Here is a 16,463-nt window from a genome sequence, read left to right as displayed (position 1 = left end):
AAACACCAACTGAAAAATCAGATGTGATAAAAAAACCAAATCCAAACATCTCATTACTATGCAAAGACATTAGTAAGTAAACATAAAACATAATAACAGGAAAAACCAGCAGGAGAAAAATGATTATTTTTGATATCACTCGAAGAAAACAAAACAACATTGATATATTTTTCATTTCGATACCTGTTCTGTTAAAAATGGCTGGCATAACCAGCCATGATGATTATCTTTCACTGCCAACACTGTGATTTGATTTTTTACGGTCAGGCTTAAATGACTTATTCATCGTCTGTTCCAGCGGCCTTCCCCAGCGTTCTTCTTCATGAACATACTCGCCTGAACCATCGTAAAAAGTTGTTGTGTAAATTTCAGTAGTTGTACAAATAGCTTCAACACCATCATACTTATCATTATTCCAGTAAATGTAACCATTTTCCGGACAATTACTCCCTCTGCTTTCTTTTATTTTCCCTTTTCCGTAGTTGGTATAAGTTCTGTACGTTTTCCTGTAACTGTAGGGTTCGGCAGACTCCCCGACTGAACAGCTATTCCAGCTTGGCAGGGGTGATTTCCCTTTTTTTAAACGGTTTTTAAAGGCACTGTGTGCAGCCCCGCACCCCGTACCGAAACCTGCTGGCAAACATAACCAGATAGCGCATTCATCCTGACTGGCGGCATATGCCTGATTGCCCGGTAATGCACTTAACAACCCGAAAACACCGGCAAAAGCAACAGCAACTGTTTTTTTCATCGTGGTAATCCTTATTAAAAATCAGGTTCAACTACAAAAAGGCTATCCCGCTCTTTTAGTTCAAAAAGCATTTTAGCCAACTCGTTCTGCTCTACATCTAACAATGGAATATCCGGAATATGAGTTTCCGCATACTTTTTGCGGTCACTAAAATACGGTTCATCAAAATAAACGATTTTATCCGCGATAAATGGTCTGACAAACTCACTTTTTATAATTTCACGTAAAGCCATACCAGAAGAATGTTTAATATCACGTAATTCAATAATCTCCTGCGGCAGCATAAGAGCGCGTTTTTGAATGTTTTCAGCCTGAGATGTGGATGATGATTTACCCCGGGTTTTACTTTTATTAGTAATTTTCATGTCATAATAACCCAGCGTTTCACTCATTTTTTTTACAGAATCATCAACTTCTTTTGGCGGATAAACTAACTCAACAGCACAGTTTTTCAGGATAGTATTTCCGCCATTTTTTCCGTACCCCTTTTTTTCATCAAAAAGCTGCTCCTGATTTTGAAGAATGAAGACAAAACGCATGTTATAACCGGCTGTAAATGCCAGTGAAACCTGAATAATGTCTAAACATCCCATAGAGGTGAATTCATCCAGCATCATCAGACATTGATATTTCAAAGACGGATCATGCTCAGGCAGAGTACGCACATTTTCATTAAGAAGCTGACTGAAAAAAAGATTAGTTAAACGTGCGTACTGACTCAGTGCAGCCGGAGCCAAACCAAAATAGACGGTCATTTTTTTTCTGCGAACATCCCGCAAATCAAAATCATTACCATCAGTGGCGGCTGCTGTCACCGGGTTAGCAAACATTTTCATGTTAGCATTAAACGTCAGCATAATACTTTGTTGCTGTTCTGGTTTTTGCTGTGCGAACTGGCGCATCAGTGTCACTGTATCATCAGATAACAAACAAAGCTCGGGGCGTGCAACAGATTCATCCTCTTTCTTTAAATGCTCAAGATAGGTATTCCATGCCGCCTTATTTTCATCCGTATTTCTGAGTGCTATCTCACTTAAAAACCAGTCACCCAGCGTTTTTCCGTCTTTAGGTACAGATAATGAGAACACTTGAGACATAGTGACTTTATATTTTTGTTTTACGCGCTCCTCATAATAAACATTACCTTCTTTTTCAATTTCAACATCCTCAGTAATCGTTTCATTTTCTGTGTCCAGTAAAAAAAGCACAAGGGCATTAAAAACGTTTGCGGATAAATCAGTCCACATATCATTTTTATCCCCTGTCAGAGGAAATAATATAGAGGATATCTTTGTTAAATCACCAAACCGGTTAATCGGGTCACGGCGAATATAAAATAATGGGTTGTAGCGGTGGCTCCGTATGTTTTTCTCTTTCATATCATCACTATTCTGATAACCGTCCGGACAAAATAAAAAAACATCATGACCAAGATTATCTTGCCTGTGACCGGCTGTCGAAATGAAGTTTTCAAGCTTGATATCAAGCACAACTAAAGATTCAAGATAAAAAAGACAGTTAGGAATAACGATACCAACCCCTTTACCACTTCGTGTTGGTGCGTACAACATCAGAAACTGCTGCCCCATGTACTGAATATACTTTCCCTTAAACCGGCCCTTCGGCATTTTTCCGATAAGCACAGCAGTGGATGATTTTTTATTCGGTTTGTTTTTAGCCGGGAAAAAACCTGATTTAGCAAGGTCTATATCACTGGCAAACCGTGCGTTACCGTGAAGTGTTTTTTTCGGTCTTAACCCGGCAATAATAACACCGGTAAAAATCACCCATATGACCAGAGGCGCGGCACCGCCTGCAAACCCTGCAATAATATATTTTCGATATGCTTTTTGTCCTCCGTATGTCTGATAGATATCAACAAACAGATTCCATTTCACGGACTCAAAGGTTATAGGTTGTCCGATCATCTTTAACACTGCCATACCGGACGTATAAAAACCCGCAATCAGGGCAGTGATAAATAAAAATAACAGAAAAATAATAAAAGGCTTTTTGTCAGGCATGGTTTTACCTTTACTGTCAACGTAGATTTAAGGTCATAAATAACTTTGGTTTTATTCAGAATTACATTGATGCCAAAATTTTCATTTTCTCAAACGGATCATAGTAAACCTCAGTCATATAGGTATGGTTAAAAAACAGGATGATATCGATACTGGATTTAATCGTTTTTTGCACTAAATCCATATCCAGCGTTAATCCGACCTCAGACTGTTTAACTATCGACGCAAGCCGGGCAAACGAGGCATAAGTGTTATTAGCATGAATCGTTGTGATGCTTCCCTCATGCCCGGTATTTAAGGCTTCAAGGTAACTCCATGCTTCATCTCCCCGCAGCTCCGCAAGAAAAATATGATCGGGTTTCATCCGCATAGCCGCCTCAATAAGATACCGGGGCTGCATACCACCCTGTTTATAAAACAGGTGAACATGGTTATGGTGATAAGGTAGCGGCATCTCATGAACATCTTCAATTGTGATTATCCGCCGGTCATGAGGAAACAAATCTGCAATGGCTTTTCCTACAGTTGTTTTACCTGATCCCGTGCCGCCGACAACCAGAAAATTACAACGCGCCTCAACACCTTTACGGAAGAAATCAGCGTAAATATCGGGGTTACTCTGAGCCTGCTGATAGAGATCCCACAGCTCCTGTTGTTGCGCCGTAATCTTTCCTTCTGATTTTTTTGCTTGCTTTGCGCGTGAAAATCGTCCCGAGCTGACATAATCCTCTATAGTAAAACGGTTCAATGACGGTTTACGAATAGTCATTGAAATATACCCCGGCATACATGCCGGAGGAATAATGATTTGAGATCGTTCTCCGTGCGGCAAAACCAGTGATTTAACCGGTGACTTCGCATCAAGACATCCGGCGTTATTAAATGTGGTTAATGCTGTTCCCAGCCGCAGGAGATTATCAAATGTAGCTCCCGGGGCATCAAAAAACTCCCAGCCATTTTGACCCTCAATCACAATTTCGCCCGGCTGATTAATAATAATTTCAGTAACACCCTCTTTATCAAGATAATCCTGTAACCCTGTTTCTTTCAGATAATGCAAAGCCGTTTTATCTTTATCAGATGACATTTTTAACCTTTTTAAGTTAGAAGTGAAAATAACCCAGCAAATCAGGAATCACTATGTTAAACGTCACCTTCAAAAACAACCTGCAACGTTTTTCCTTTATTTATTCTCTCATGGTTTTTTATTAAAAAACCGATTTCAAGAATCCCCATGTAATTTTCAATAACAAGAACATCATCTTTGATCCACATGCTATCATCAAGGTCATCACTCTCATTATTACTAAGATAAATTTGCAGCATCTCCGCTAATTTAATTTCCCTCATTTCTTTACCAAGTGCATCTTCGGTCAGAATGTCCTTACCGGTTCTTGCAGCAATTCCATAAAAAACTTCAACCTTTTTTATTATCATAACGCTGACCTCTTTGAATAACATTACCTTTAATTGGCGAGGTATGAATCATACCTCGCCATAATTAATCACCAGCCAACCGCGAATCCGGCACCGGCAATTGAGTTATTATCATTATCCCAGGAGAAATTAACCCGAACGTTAGTATTTTCTGATGGTTTATATTGCACCCCTGCTGCGATGGCATTACCGTTTTTGTAGTTCCCCATTCCCATACCGAAAGAGAACCCATCTTCAGCCACATAAGGAATTGATGATATTGCAGTTACACCGGCAAGACCGGCATTTACACGTTTTTCAACGGTATCAATCCGTTTGTCAATCTGATCAAAACGCATCTCATTTTTTCCGTTTAACTGATTGAAACGATAATCGGTATAGTCATTTGCATTTTTTTCAGAGTTTTTAATATTTTGGTTAATGATTGTATTGTTTTCACTCACTTTGTTGTCAGTGTAATTATTGGCAGAATTAAGCGTATCTTGTGCCTTTTGGTTCATCTGCCCCACATTCACCGCGTCAGTATCCTCGACTCCGGCCTTGACGTTGGTTAACCATTTTTCGTTGCCGCTATCTCCGAAAGAAACAGAGTTATCACGATCTGTTTTTGACCCCGTACCAATCGCAACACTGTTATTATGTGACGCATTTGCCCCGTTACCCAGCGCAACAGAACCATTCTTCGCCGAGGAATTTTCACCTACAGCTGTCGAAAGGTTGTCGCCGGTAGAGGCTGAGCCGCCGACAGACAATCCGTTACCATGACCTTTATCAACTTTATTTCCCGCATCGATGGTAATTTCATTGATTTTCTGGTCTGTATATTTATTGCTAATACTAATTGCATCATTTTTTGCATTGTCGATATTTTGATTAATAATGTTATTATGCTCACTGATTTTACTATCAGTGTAATTATTTGAATTTTGTTCGGCTTTATCAGCGGCATCCTGTCCTTTCTGAATTGCCTCATTTTTTGCATTGTCAATATTCTGGTTAATCACCTTATTATTTTCAGTAATTTGATTATCGGTATAGCTATTTGCGGAATCTAACGTTTCTTTCGCTTTATCATTAAGCTGTTTTACGTTTACGGCATCAGTATCTGCGGTTCCCTTCGCCACATTCGTTAACTGACGTTCTGCACCATCGGAACCAAATGAAACCGTATTGTCACGGTCATTAGATGAATTATTACCAATAGCCACTGCATTATTTGCATTAACATCAGCGGAATGACCAAAAACTAAAGAATTATCACCATTTATACTTCCTGTTCCAACAATAACATTTTCATTACCATTAATGGTACTATCTATACCATGTAATATATTACCATTCCCTGAAACTGTATTTTTATGTCCATAAACACTATTATGTCCACCATCTATATTATTAGATTCTCCAAACACTTCAGTTCCGTTATTCAATGTATTATTTATCGTATTACCATCACCAACAATGGTTACTACACCATCAATACCAGTAATTTTATTATCAGCACCTGCTTGATAAGCAGCCATTGCCCCCGGCATATAGAGAGCCGAGCTGACCAATACACATAACACGCTTAATGTTTTATTGGCAGGTAATTTATTGCCCCTGTTCGGTGCATATGACATCAATTTTTGTGTTACATTCTCACTTGCAGTTTTCATGCTTAATGTTTCCTGTTTGATTGACATTACGTTAATTTGTGAATCTGCACGGTATGCCGTGCTGGAACACGGCATACCACCCTGATATCACTCCGTTTTATATACAGATGAAAAATCGATATTTCGCGGAACAATTACCGTCAGCATTTCGCCCTGATTGACATATGCAGTCGGTGGTATATTGATTGAGTTTTCCAGTGCCATTTCAGCCATATTTCCGGCAGTGTTACGTGTGTTATCGACCGTCACACTACTGTTTTCTTTGCTGGCATGACTCGCAGCAGCTGCTAATGCATCATCAATGAAAGACAACATGATCGCCCCGCCGAAACGCTCACCAAAATGACTGTCAATCCATGCAGGAAGCCCTGAAGCACCAAGACCATCAGCACCCAGCGCATCGATACGCACACGGATATTTCCGTCTTTAACGGTAGACCAGTTAACAAAAACTCTTGCAACGCCCTGCTGCATAACCCGGGTTTGTTCTCCCTGTAATAACGCACCTGCTCTGATCAGAATTGACTTTCCGTCATCGGAAACCACATTCTTGGTCAGCTGACACATTACGACCCCCGGATAACTGGTGACAATTTTTGTTCTGAGTACGCATGACATAGATGTACCGGCAGACAATAAAAACTCCCGGTTCCGGATGATACCGACTTTACCGTCAGCAAAACTCGCCCCTTTTAAAAAATCATTTTCACTTTTTGTAACCTGACGGCTATCAAGTGACTTATTCAAATCAGCTTCATTTTTTACCGGGACCGCGATACTTTTGGCGGATATTAAAATATCACCCTGCATTTTTCGCATTTCAGGGGTTACAACTTTTTTATTCTCCCGGGTATCAGATTCAGCGGGAGGTAAGATAATTACATCCTGTTTTTCCGGGACCTTTTTCTCTTCTTTTACTTTTTCCTCCTGATTGACTTCACTCATTACTTCACCGAGTGATTTTTTTTCATTTTTTTCCTGCTGACGTTTCAAATCGGCAAGAGATTTTGTGCTGGCTTCATTCCGCGCATATTGTTCAACTTCCACATTTTCATGAACAACCTCAACCGGCTTACTGTTTTTTTTGCTTAACAATAATGAACCGATAAGCGAAATAGCAATAATACCGGCACAAAGAACCGCAAACCCGGCTATCAGTTTTTTACCGCCTTTTCTTTGCTTCCCCTTAACGTTATAAAGGCCGCGATCACCTTCTATTTCACTAAGGATTGTCTCTGAGACGTTATTTTCAGTAATAGGAGTAATTTCATTACTTTTTTTCTTTTTATCAAAAAGTCCCATTATTGCCGCTCCGTTAATTTTTCTCCGGTGGTTGTACCGTTATAGTTATAACCGCGCTGAATGATATGATCTGTCTTCACATCCATAACATTTTTCCCTAAACGGATAACAAAACGTGGTGAAACCGTATGAATAACCATGATATTTTTATCCATATGATAATCTGCCAGTTGTTCTTTTCCGTCAGGTAAAACCCGGTAGATAACCGGTAAATCAACAGCATTCGTCCATTTAAAACAGGTAAATTCTCCGTTATCCCATATCGCAGAAGGAGTCAGAGATCTATCGCCTTTGACTTCATAATCAACGTTGACTTTACCGCCGTTAAAACACGGAATATCAATCTTCGATTTACCGAGGAAAACAGTCTGTTTAACAGGCTCCGGCTTTTTCGGGTAAACATACCGCATAATATAAGTAGGTTGTCCCTCGCCGCTGTCGGTCAGCTGAATAGAGTATGTGCGTTTATTTGTTACCAGCCCGATGTTTGTATCCGGCTGCTCTGCCACAGGCCGTAAAAAAATATTATTTCCGCGAACTGACACATTCCATGCCATCGGATCACCCAGCCCCATTCCGGTATAATCCCCTTCAAGAAATTCATCCTGTTCGAGCTGGATCAGGGTTGCCACGCCGGATTTTACTTTAACAACCGTAACATTGTTGGGGTTATACATAATTTCCTGCACTCTTGCATCTGCGCCGCTGGAACGGGGAACCGCCGCAGAATATGCCTGAAAAGAGATCGCAGCTGATACAGCTAATGTGATAATCCGTTTCATCATTTAATTACCTCAGCATCGACCCGGTAAGAGATAATTGACATACCAAGCGGATTTAACAGCCGCTGTTGCTCTGTTTTAATTTGCTTTCCGAAGTCAAATTTAACCGTAGCCAGCCATTTCGTGGTCTGATAGCCGGTTGCCTGCTTTCCGTCCGGGTCTGCAATCATTTTTGTAAACCGGATTTGAGCGGTATCACTATCAAGGAAAGTAATTCCGTTAACCTTCACCTGCATTTTCATACTTTTAGCCAGTTTTTTAACGGGTGAGTATTCACTCATCATGTAATTTTTATACGCATCAAAAACAGATTTTCCCGATGTGGCTTCAACATAATCATACATATTCTGTACAGTGAACCACTCATAACCTTCGCGGTTTTCAATATACCGGGCGAGGAAATAACGAATAACAGATTCATTAACGGTATTACGGCTGACATTATAAGGTTCAACCTTATCAACAAACCCGGTCGTGTTATCGACACGCAGAACAAAAGGCTCGACTGTTTTTAACGGCGTTAATCCGGCAATAGCGACAGAAACAGCAATAACAGAGATGCCCAAAAATAAAGACAGGTTGCGATATATCTTAATCTGTTTGTTTTTCGATTCAATAATATCGGATTCAAACATTTTCGTAGCTTCAAAAACTTTTTTTACTGCATTTTTTTCAGCCTTAATTTCTTCCGGGGATTTTGTTACTTCCCTGATAGAATCCGAAAAATATTCCTGATTATCGTTCATATTATTTTTCCTGTATATCCGCGAGTGTTGTATTTAACTTAATCCAGTTGCCTTTTGCCTCTGGTGCATCAGGCGGATTTATCGCCGTACATCCGGAAAGAACAAAAAATGCCAATAAAACTACTGTTATCTTTTTCATATCATCCGCCTTTAATCTGACCTTTACCTGTTGACGTTCGCAGCGCATTAGCCGCTGCACGAGCTGCATTTCCGGCACGGGAACCCATCATTGGCCCCCTTTCCGGGCGATTACCGAATGCAAACTGCCCCGCTTTACCTGCACCTCTTAAAGCCCCGCCGAAACTTCCGCGAATAGCTCCGCCAATAGCACCAGTCAGCCCGTTAATACCCACACCACCGGTTAAAATACTCATTAGAGTGGCGACCTGTTGCAAAAGAAAAACGCCGACAGCAAAAACAAGGGCTATGGTTGCGATATACCAAAAATTATTAGGCTCATTCTGCAATTTGTTTAGTTCAACAAATTTATTCAGATACTTAATCATGATGGTAAATAAAATTGAGTAACCGACATTTAAAAATATATAGTTAAAGCAACTGCCAACCCATGCCGTAAACATTTGCCGGGTTGCAGGGAATGGAGCAAAACCTATAAAAATACATCCAAGTGAAAGCAATATACCAACCATAACCATAGCAATAATCAGATACGCTGTTGCGTATAGAATAAAGGCACCGGCGAATATAACGAGAATAATCAGTTTAGCCACGTACAATAACGCCTCACCGAATTTATCCCAAAAGCCAGAGTCATTAAAAATCTGTTCTTGCTCTTTACCTAATTCAATAACGGTATCAATCATTTTATCAATCAGCTTTCCTGTTGAACCAGATTCATTTCCGACAAGATACCCTGCGATTTCGGAACCGCTGTTCATGACCATAGGGACAATATCGGTAAGATAAACAGTCCCAGCACCCATAAATACCGAAACAACAGAAAGCACTGCAATATGTTTAAAAAACTCACTGATAATAACCTGTTTTTCACTGTAAATAATTTCAAATACAATCACAGTAAAATAAAGGAGAACAAACCCCGACCAGATAGGCCATACAATTTCGTATAACTTCTGGAAGTTTCCCGCAACCTGTTCTGAAATAGCATATTCCAGTACCTTAAACATGCCATCAATGGTATTACTTTCGCTCATTTTATTTATACCCCGTAAAGAAAATAATTAATCGAGCGGAAAATAACCCGTTATTTTTGGGGATTCCATCTGTTCAGCCATATGTTTTTTCAGAGCCTCTTTCTCTGCAATAGCATCTTCCTGTTCTTGTTTTTTCATCTCAAACTCAACGGCTTTCATCGTATTTTGCATACTCAGATTTTCGAGTTGAATCGTATTCAGGATTTCTTCCCTTTTTTGCGGCGTTGTGGCTCCTTTAAACTCACGTTGCAGAGAATCCATTTTTGCTGATTGCACAGTCAGGTTATCCTGTAACTTTTCATAACGATGAATTTTAGCCGCTCTGCGCTGATATTCAGCCTCTAACCCAGAACCCTTTTCTGTTTCAATTTTTTGTTTAGCTTGCCAATCGTAATAATCTGCATCACTTAAATCTCCCTGAATATCTTTCAGTGTATCTTTAAGATATGCCGTAGAAGAATCAAAAATATTTCCGAAATCAGTAAATCCCTCAAGGCGTTTTTTGGTTTCCTCCGCCTCTTTCCTGAAATCTTCTAACTGACTTTTAGCTGTTGCAACCTGTTCTTTTAATTCTTCTAACTGCTTTTGTGCTTCAGCAACCATTTTAACGGATTGCTGAACATTAAGTGCATCAAAAGTAGGAATACCGTCAGCATAAGAAAAACTGACAGAACAGGTAAATATAACGAATAATGCCATAATATTTTTACGCATAACATCACCTTAAATTTATTCTTTGAAGCTTTTCTTAAATGCAGGAAGTTCTTTCAGAAAAACTGGAATCCAGATATGCGGGTCATCCGTTCCTAACCTCTCCCGGATTATTTCACATAACCGGATTCCTGCCGTAGAACCAGAAATAATCGGTAAATAATCGTCGAACCCGTATAAATCCATTTTGGCAAAGACAGAGCTGTTTGACTGCTTAATCAGCATTGTTCTTGATTCACGCCCTAATGATTTTAAAAGCGCAAATTCTTTCCGTGTTAAACCGATTTTCCGGTATCCATCTTCTGGTGCATCAGGGTTAGGCAAACATATTTTTGTACTGGTCTGCTGGACAATCTCAGCAAAAATGGCGCACTTAATAGCATCCTCCGGACTCTGACTGGTGAGCCATATCATTTCACCTTTCATACGACCCGCTTTCAGTGAATCTTGAATCATATCCTGTGTCATCGGGAAATTCGCCGGCTTCCAGAATTCCTCAATGATTGTCAGCATTAATTGCCCCTCTTTCTGCATACGGTTTTTGTAAAAAAACAGGACGCTGAGAATCATTTCACAGGCAGGGTGATCTTTCCCGTTGACACGTTTCAGAATAACCGTGGTATCAAATCCGACTTTCCGGTAATCCGCCGGATTGAATGTATTGGTTTCACTATCCAGAGCCCATGCCAGCGCACCTTTCCCGCACCATTTTTTTAGTCTGAGTGCAACATCCGAATCAGACGGCAGACTTTCAAGCAGCCGACTGAAACGGCGTATTGACACCGGCATCCCCATCAGGGCATCTACCGCATTATCAATTTGTTCAGCTTCTTTAGCGGTACAATCTTCTCCGGTATTAAAGACAGCCCCCCGTTTAACCCACTGTTTGAGGAATGACATAAGTTCTGCATCATCACTATTCCCAATCTGAAACGGGTTCAGGCCGGAATATTCACCTTCTTTCAGCGAAAAATAACTCCCGCCGAAAGCACGGACGAATAGCTCCGTAGACCGCTGAAAATCAATAACAAACATATCCGGATTAAAACGTTGTAAAAATGCCGCAGCTGAACCTTCAAAGGTAGTCTTACCCACACCTGACGCTCCGAGAATAAGCGCGTGACCAGCTATCATTTCGCCGGTAACAACCTTATGCAGATCGCTGTAGTGGGTATTAAAATAATACAGCGTATCGGAAACGCTTTTGAGCGGCATAATTGCCGTTCCGTCACCAATAGGATTGCCGGTTGCCTTTCCGTAACTGAAATTATGCAGTGAAAAAAGACAGGCAAAATTAGTCAGTGTCCGTTTTGACGGTAAAGGCCGGTACTTATTCATTGGCAAATGCGAAAAATAAGTAATCGGTGCTTCCTGAGTTGATTTCACGAACCGGAATCCTTTGCCGCCAGTGATGAACTCAGAAGATACTTTGATACCGTTATCCTTGGCTTTTTCCGGCGTTTCACCAAATACCGATAAAACCGCATGATAAGAACCAAACAACGTTGTCCCATCCTGGACGCTTTCCTGCCCAACTGTCAGTTCTGCCTGCTGCGTTTTACCGGCATCATTCGCGGATTCCATTTTATTAAGTTGTGAATCTATTAACTTAATTGATTTCGTTACAGACTCAGCGATAAAAGACTGTGTGAGAATAAACTCAAACGGTAATTTAAGCAGAAAATCCCACTGCCCTGAAATAGTTGTCCGGGGAAAATCCTTAACAACATAATTTGTACAATAAGTGTTTTTATTTGATTCTGACGGACGAATTTCTGTTATATCAAAACCAAAGATAACATCACCATCAGAGAGACTGTCACGGATTTTTGTTCCTGATAACGGAATATCTTTATTCTCATGATTGATAAGATATGAAAGATAATCACTTACAATACTACTGATATACTCATCACGTACACCCAATGTTTTCACGTTCATACCAGTCAGAGTAGCTTTGACTTGCTGAATAATTTCATTCAGTTTATCAATGCCATCTTGTACTGAATCTTTAGTGGACGATACAGAAACACTAAGAGTCAATGCATAGTCTGTCCGGAAAAAACGCCCGCTAGATAGTGAATCGATATATTTATCTGCAAAACCCTGTAAAAAATTATTGTCTTTAAATTTATAAAAATTATCCAGAGTCATTCGTCGTTTAATAATATGTGACCATATAGCTAATCCTCCCTGCTTGCCGATACCAACCAAGACATTTTTTAAATCATTAAACCTGATGACTATTTCATTATCATCCATTGATTCAAAAGGAAAACCATCAATAAATAATGGAGCAATCAGTTTACCTTCAGAAAGATAAACAATGTCTTCATCAACATGAAATTGATATCCCGGAATGAAATTACTCATACCTATAGATTTTATACTCATTCATTCCCTCCAACACGTAAAATAGACTTTCCTTTTCTGATAAGGAAACCATTAAATTTCAATAATAAAAATCGCAGAGAGTTAGGATCATCTTCGTTAATTATTTTTATAGCCATCATAATCAACCCACAGATAACCGCCGGAATCATTCCGTAGAATCCAAACGGAGGTATAAGGATAAATAATGAAAAAATAGCGATGCCAGTTAAAGCCAAACCCAAAACAATAGGAATCCCTCCCATAATTGTTGCCGGTCTGTTTAACCCGTTGTAGGTAAGAAATTCATCATTTATCTGCGTATTACCAGGTTCATTTTTTTCACTCATAAAATAACCTCGAAAAACGGGATAAGTTCCGAAGATACTTACCCCCAAGCCAGATTTATTAATCCCACATGCCGAGCATATATTCACCAGCCATTAATACGCCGCCTGCCGCCGCACAATAAACCAGTCCCATCCCGACATCAGACCATTGTTTTCTTTCCATAAAAGTCATAACAACAAGATACAGAAGATAACCAAGTGCAACTATTGCCGCAAAAGAGTTAAGCCATACATTAAGATCACCCGCTATATCATTTGATTTATACAAATTATCCAGCCCGCCGCCGCCAGCAGCTATTGCAGGTTGTGCAGCAATAAGCAAAATAAAAGCTGCTGCTATTAACATAAAATTGATTAGCGCATCTTTGTTAAAAGCATCACGTAACACCGAATTTTGATTCATAATTAATAATCTCCGAACACATCCCATTCCTGAGATGATTTAATTTCTTCATTTTGTTTAACAATAACCGCCTCCTTTTCAGTACGTTTATTTTCGGTACTCTGATTTTCAGAAACGGGTACACTTTTGACGCTGACAGCAATATCAGGAATCTGATAATTTTGTTCTGCTTTCAGTTCAATGCGCTGCACATAACTTTTTCCGTCTGCTTCTTTTTTAAACCCCCTTGACATGTTTCCGGAATAGTAACAACTCATACCCTTTCTGATAGCAATTTGCTTATCATCAGGATTTTCCTTTAAGGCTTTGGCAAAACATTGTTCAAGGATAGCCGCCCCTGCTTTTATATTTGTGCAGTGATCGAATACAGTTTCATTAGTCAGGCCATAAGCACTAAAATTTTTACTGTATATCTGCATTAATCCCGCGCTGTATGTTTTATTTTGAGCAGCAAGTTTATTAATATATAAAACGGCATCATCTTTATTATTAAACTTAGCACTTTTATTGTCCGTAACATTAGCGACAACATAGGGATGCCCTCCAGACTCAACACCAACTAATGCATGTAATGTCACAGGGCTTATATCCGGCGCACACTGTAAAAACAATGCACTTAGCACAGTAGCTTTGAGCATGAATAACCCTTTCAAATAAATGAAATAAAATATTAAATAGAAAAATTAATTAAGAGAGTCTTGCATCCACAAACAAATTAATTTCAGCTCATCCCGCTTACTTTGTCCGTTTTCTTTTGATACTTGCTTTAACCATGAATGAAAGCTTAACGGAAGATCTAACGTAACCCATTTTGTTAATTCTTCTTCATCAATCTTATTGATGTAGTGTTTTCTTTGATCTTGCCAGCATTCCTTGCTGAAGTGAGAGTCTTCAGCCATTAAATCAGCACAAAGAATCTTCAGCTCACCAAGCTTATATCGCTCATTTTTCTTAGCCCGGCTTCCAAGCCAGCAATGGAAACTTATAGGTAAATCAAGTGCAATTCTTCTTTTATTTACATTATCCACAATCAGATCTCACATGAATTGATTTGTTGGTAATTATTCTACGAATATAAAAATCAGTTGTATGTCCCGCAGCGTGGGACAAGAGACAAAAACAAAAAAATCCACCGTTAAAACAGTGGATTACATTACAAAAAAACATTTTATTTACTTATCTTTGCGTATATTTACATAACTGAATTAAAAAAAACCGCTCCGGTTCTCTGTAGAACACCCTGAGCGGTCACGCGAATATTAAAAATAATCCGCAGATCATGTATTGATTCACAATTTAGTTTTCGCCTCGCCCTTTTGAAATGTGTATCAACGGACGATTTCTCAACCCCTCTATCTCTGGCTATATCAGCCGGAGATTTCCCCATACAGAATAAAACAACAGAATCTTGCTCTGCCTCACTCAGTTCAGGAAACAGTTGCGAAAGAAGACGTACATAGGTACGATCCGCCTCAGTCATATTGACCTCCAGTATAGGTTAATGTGATTAGTTACGTGGGAGGCCGGAATCCTCTCACGTAACGTTAATACGGATGTGCAATACTACTCAATCTTTTTAAAAGTAGATTTCTTAGGTGAGTACAATGTAATAATTTCATCCCCTGAAATTTCAAACATTTTTTTATTGTTTTCTCCAACCAAAAAATTACCATCTTTTTTAGCAAACCCTACTAATGTAGGAGTGGAATTTTCATTGTAAAAATACTGCACCTCATAGTCCTTGTCTTTAAATGTAAGAACCATTTTTGAATTTGACTCAGGTTTTTTATAAACCCCCGCCAACTCCCCATTATCGCCACCACACCCAGATAACAAAACAACCACAGATAAAACAAAAGCAAATAATTTATTCATTTTGAAAACCTCCATTGATATTAATTTAATTTTAATTCTATTTAACTTGATAAACAACAAAAATTACATAATGTTTTTATAAAATCTATGGGAATCACAAATTTCCTTGAATCTCAAGCTTGCCATTTTTACTGAGATTTATAATTGGCAACTCTGATTCATTAGGAAGATCTTTTTTTAAAAAGTTGTAACTACATAATAGAATATCTGTATATATTGCTAGCTGAGGATGATTTAAAAAATCAATAACAGCCTTTATATTAATAGATATATAGTTATCATTACTAGCACTAATAATTGATCCTGATATTGCTGGCGCACTTAACCAAACTAATTTTTGTTTTATCAAAGAAAAGTAGCGCGATTTAATTACCATGTTACCATCATACTTAAAATCAAAATCAAAATCACAAGTTCTTTTTTTAATCAAAAAAATACAACGGTTAATATTTTCAACCAATAATAAATTATTTTTTATAACTTCAATTTTTGACTTAATTCTATTTTTAAAAATAACCTCTCTGCTTTTATTTTTTGAACTCAATTTATTTATATGTTTTTCAAAATTAATAGCGGATTTAACCAATGGGAATATATGTTCAATCCGCTCAATTTCCTTTAATGCACTTATTTCAAAAAACTCTGTATAACCATCATTTTTATTCATTTTTTTCTTAAAGGGTGAAAGAACCAGATGTAATGCCCCCTCAAGCTTATATACATCTGACTTATCTACTTTAATTTGATAACTTTTTTCTAAATCCGGAGTCCCCCAATGACCTAATTGCTGAATGCGGTTAAGTATCACATCCGCTTTTCCAACTTTGATCGCATTCAAATGAGGGTATACTAAAACATATACAAAAGAATTAGGCATAT

20 protein-coding genes are annotated in these 16,463 nt (G+C 38.7%); all 20 read right to left on the bottom strand.

The genetic code is table 11. The annotated features are described in order from the left end of the window. Positions 1-208: hypothetical protein (locus tag U868_RS25755; protein WP_205275538.1), on the bottom strand; the 208-nt coding region annotated here is incomplete at its 3' end. A 15-nt stretch (positions 209-223) separates the two neighbouring features. Further along, a complete protein-coding gene (locus U868_RS24190) occupies positions 224-751 on the bottom strand; it encodes a hypothetical protein (protein WP_025154780.1) in 528 nt (175 codons plus the stop codon). Between the two features lie 14 nt (positions 752-765). Continuing rightward, positions 766-2,775 carry a type IV secretory system conjugative DNA transfer family protein gene (locus U868_RS0119735; protein WP_025154779.1) on the bottom strand — a complete coding sequence of 670 codons (2,010 nt, stop codon included), beginning with the start codon at positions 2,773-2,775 and terminating at the stop codon, positions 766-768. 61 nt (positions 2,776-2,836) lie between these two features. Further along, positions 2,837-3,862 carry a P-type DNA transfer ATPase VirB11 gene (virB11, locus tag U868_RS0119730; RefSeq protein ID WP_025154778.1) on the bottom strand — a complete coding sequence of 342 codons (1,026 nt, stop codon included), beginning with the start codon at positions 3,860-3,862 and terminating at the stop codon, positions 2,837-2,839. Between the two features lie 56 nt (positions 3,863-3,918). Further along, the gene (locus tag U868_RS0119725; protein ID WP_162817267.1) at positions 3,919-4,212 is read right to left on the bottom strand and encodes a hypothetical protein; all 294 of its coding nucleotides are present in this window, start codon (positions 4,210-4,212) and stop codon (positions 3,919-3,921) included. Between the two features lie 68 nt (positions 4,213-4,280). After that, complete coding sequence (locus U868_RS26200) at positions 4,281-5,870, bottom strand: YadA family autotransporter adhesin (RefSeq protein WP_162817266.1); 1,590 nt, start codon at positions 5,868-5,870, stop codon at positions 4,281-4,283. An 87-nt stretch (positions 5,871-5,957) separates the two neighbouring features. Continuing rightward, positions 5,958-7,172: a TrbI/VirB10 family protein gene (locus tag U868_RS0119715; RefSeq protein ID WP_025154775.1), complete on the bottom strand. Its 1,215-nt coding sequence runs from the start codon at positions 7,170-7,172 to the stop codon at positions 5,958-5,960. Next, positions 7,172-7,957 carry a TrbG/VirB9 family P-type conjugative transfer protein gene (locus U868_RS0119710; protein ID WP_025154774.1) on the bottom strand — a complete coding sequence of 262 codons (786 nt, stop codon included), beginning with the start codon at positions 7,955-7,957 and terminating at the stop codon, positions 7,172-7,174. The genes U868_RS0119715 and U868_RS0119710 overlap by 1 nt, the downstream gene beginning before the upstream one ends. Next, positions 7,954-8,700, bottom strand: a complete 747-nt coding sequence (locus tag U868_RS0119705; RefSeq protein ID WP_025154773.1) for a virB8 family protein — start codon at positions 8,698-8,700, stop codon at positions 7,954-7,956. Before U868_RS0119705 ends, U868_RS0119710 begins: the two co-directional genes overlap by 4 nt. Before the next feature lies 1 nt (position 8,701). Next, on the bottom strand, positions 8,702-8,839 hold the full coding sequence (locus tag U868_RS25610; protein ID WP_162817265.1) for a lipoprotein: 138 nt from the start codon (positions 8,837-8,839) through the stop codon (positions 8,702-8,704). A 1-nt stretch (position 8,840) separates the two neighbouring features. Further along, positions 8,841-9,875, bottom strand: coding sequence for a type IV secretion system protein (locus U868_RS0119695; protein ID WP_025154772.1), 1,035 nt, complete (start codon positions 9,873-9,875; stop codon positions 8,841-8,843). A 27-nt stretch (positions 9,876-9,902) separates the two neighbouring features. Next, positions 9,903-10,589, bottom strand: coding sequence for a type IV secretion system protein (locus U868_RS24185; protein ID WP_025154771.1), 687 nt, complete (start codon positions 10,587-10,589; stop codon positions 9,903-9,905). Between the two features lie 15 nt (positions 10,590-10,604). After that, the gene (locus U868_RS0119685; protein WP_025154770.1) at positions 10,605-12,980 is read right to left on the bottom strand and encodes a VirB4 family type IV secretion system protein; all 2,376 of its coding nucleotides are present in this window, start codon (positions 12,978-12,980) and stop codon (positions 10,605-10,607) included. Further along, positions 12,977-13,306 carry a hypothetical protein gene (locus U868_RS0119680; protein ID WP_025154769.1) on the bottom strand — a complete coding sequence of 110 codons (330 nt, stop codon included), beginning with the start codon at positions 13,304-13,306 and terminating at the stop codon, positions 12,977-12,979. Before U868_RS0119680 ends, U868_RS0119685 begins: the two co-directional genes overlap by 4 nt. Before the next feature lie 58 nt (positions 13,307-13,364). After that, positions 13,365-13,709 (bottom strand): hypothetical protein, encoded by a 345-nt coding sequence (locus U868_RS26045; protein WP_025154768.1) that lies wholly within the window; start codon positions 13,707-13,709, stop codon positions 13,365-13,367. 2 nt (positions 13,710-13,711) lie between these two features. Then, on the bottom strand, positions 13,712-14,347 hold the full coding sequence (locus tag U868_RS0119670; RefSeq protein ID WP_025154767.1) for a lytic transglycosylase domain-containing protein: 636 nt from the start codon (positions 14,345-14,347) through the stop codon (positions 13,712-13,714). A gap of 45 nt (positions 14,348-14,392) precedes the next feature. Continuing rightward, positions 14,393-14,737, bottom strand: coding sequence for a hypothetical protein (locus U868_RS0119665; RefSeq protein WP_025154766.1), 345 nt, complete (start codon positions 14,735-14,737; stop codon positions 14,393-14,395). Between the two features lie 164 nt (positions 14,738-14,901). Continuing rightward, positions 14,902-15,189, bottom strand: a complete 288-nt coding sequence (locus tag U868_RS26385) for a sigma factor-like helix-turn-helix DNA-binding protein (protein ID WP_025154765.1) — start codon at positions 15,187-15,189, stop codon at positions 14,902-14,904. Positions 15,190-15,272: 83 nt separating this feature from the next. Beyond that, a complete protein-coding gene (locus U868_RS0119655; protein ID WP_029991361.1) occupies positions 15,273-15,584 on the bottom strand; it encodes a hypothetical protein in 312 nt (103 codons plus the stop codon). Positions 15,585-15,678: 94 nt separating this feature from the next. Further along, positions 15,679-16,461 (bottom strand): GIY-YIG nuclease family protein, encoded by a 783-nt coding sequence (locus U868_RS0119650; protein ID WP_025154763.1) that lies wholly within the window; start codon positions 16,459-16,461, stop codon positions 15,679-15,681. Positions 16,462-16,463: the final 2 nt, after the last annotated feature.

The organism is Morganella morganii H1r (assembly GCF_000633515.1).
Classification (GTDB): Bacteria; Pseudomonadota; Gammaproteobacteria; order Enterobacterales; family Enterobacteriaceae; genus Morganella; species Morganella morganii_B.
This window is presented reverse-complemented; position numbering and strand designations above follow the sequence as displayed.

Coding starts and splice junctions, on each gene's coding strand:
- U868_RS24190 (WP_025154780.1), bottom strand. CDS start 751: ATGAAAAAAACAGTTGCTGTTGCTTTTGCCGGTGTTTTCGGGTTGTTA.
- U868_RS0119735 (WP_025154779.1), bottom strand. CDS start 2,775: ATGCCTGACAAAAAGCCTTTTATTATTTTTCTGTTATTTTTATTTATC.
- virB11 (WP_025154778.1), bottom strand. CDS start 3,862: ATGTCATCTGATAAAGATAAAACGGCTTTGCATTATCTGAAAGAAACA.
- U868_RS0119725 (WP_162817267.1), bottom strand. CDS start 4,212: ATGATAATAAAAAAGGTTGAAGTTTTTTATGGAATTGCTGCAAGAACC.
- U868_RS26200 (WP_162817266.1), bottom strand. CDS start 5,870: ATGAAAACTGCAAGTGAGAATGTAACACAAAAATTGATGTCATATGCA.
- U868_RS0119715 (WP_025154775.1), bottom strand. CDS start 7,172: ATGGGACTTTTTGATAAAAAGAAAAAAAGTAATGAAATTACTCCTATT.
- U868_RS0119710 (WP_025154774.1), bottom strand. CDS start 7,957: ATGATGAAACGGATTATCACATTAGCTGTATCAGCTGCGATCTCTTTT.
- U868_RS0119705 (WP_025154773.1), bottom strand. CDS start 8,700: ATGAACGATAATCAGGAATATTTTTCGGATTCTATCAGGGAAGTAACA.
- U868_RS25610 (WP_162817265.1), bottom strand. CDS start 8,839: ATGAAAAAGATAACAGTAGTTTTATTGGCATTTTTTGTTCTTTCCGGA.
- U868_RS0119695 (WP_025154772.1), bottom strand. CDS start 9,875: ATGAGCGAAAGTAATACCATTGATGGCATGTTTAAGGTACTGGAATAT.
- U868_RS24185 (WP_025154771.1), bottom strand. CDS start 10,589: ATGCGTAAAAATATTATGGCATTATTCGTTATATTTACCTGTTCTGTC.
- U868_RS0119685 (WP_025154770.1), bottom strand. CDS start 12,980: ATGAGTATAAAATCTATAGGTATGAGTAATTTCATTCCGGGATATCAA.
- U868_RS0119680 (WP_025154769.1), bottom strand. CDS start 13,306: ATGAGTGAAAAAAATGAACCTGGTAATACGCAGATAAATGATGAATTT.
- U868_RS26045 (WP_025154768.1), bottom strand. CDS start 13,709: ATGAATCAAAATTCGGTGTTACGTGATGCTTTTAACAAAGATGCGCTA.
- U868_RS0119670 (WP_025154767.1), bottom strand. CDS start 14,347: ATGCTCAAAGCTACTGTGCTAAGTGCATTGTTTTTACAGTGTGCGCCG.
- U868_RS26385 (WP_025154765.1), bottom strand. CDS start 15,189: ATGACTGAGGCGGATCGTACCTATGTACGTCTTCTTTCGCAACTGTTT.
- U868_RS0119655 (WP_029991361.1), bottom strand. CDS start 15,584: ATGAATAAATTATTTGCTTTTGTTTTATCTGTGGTTGTTTTGTTATCT.
- U868_RS0119650 (WP_025154763.1), bottom strand. CDS start 16,461: ATGCCTAATTCTTTTGTATATGTTTTAGTATACCCTCATTTGAATGCG.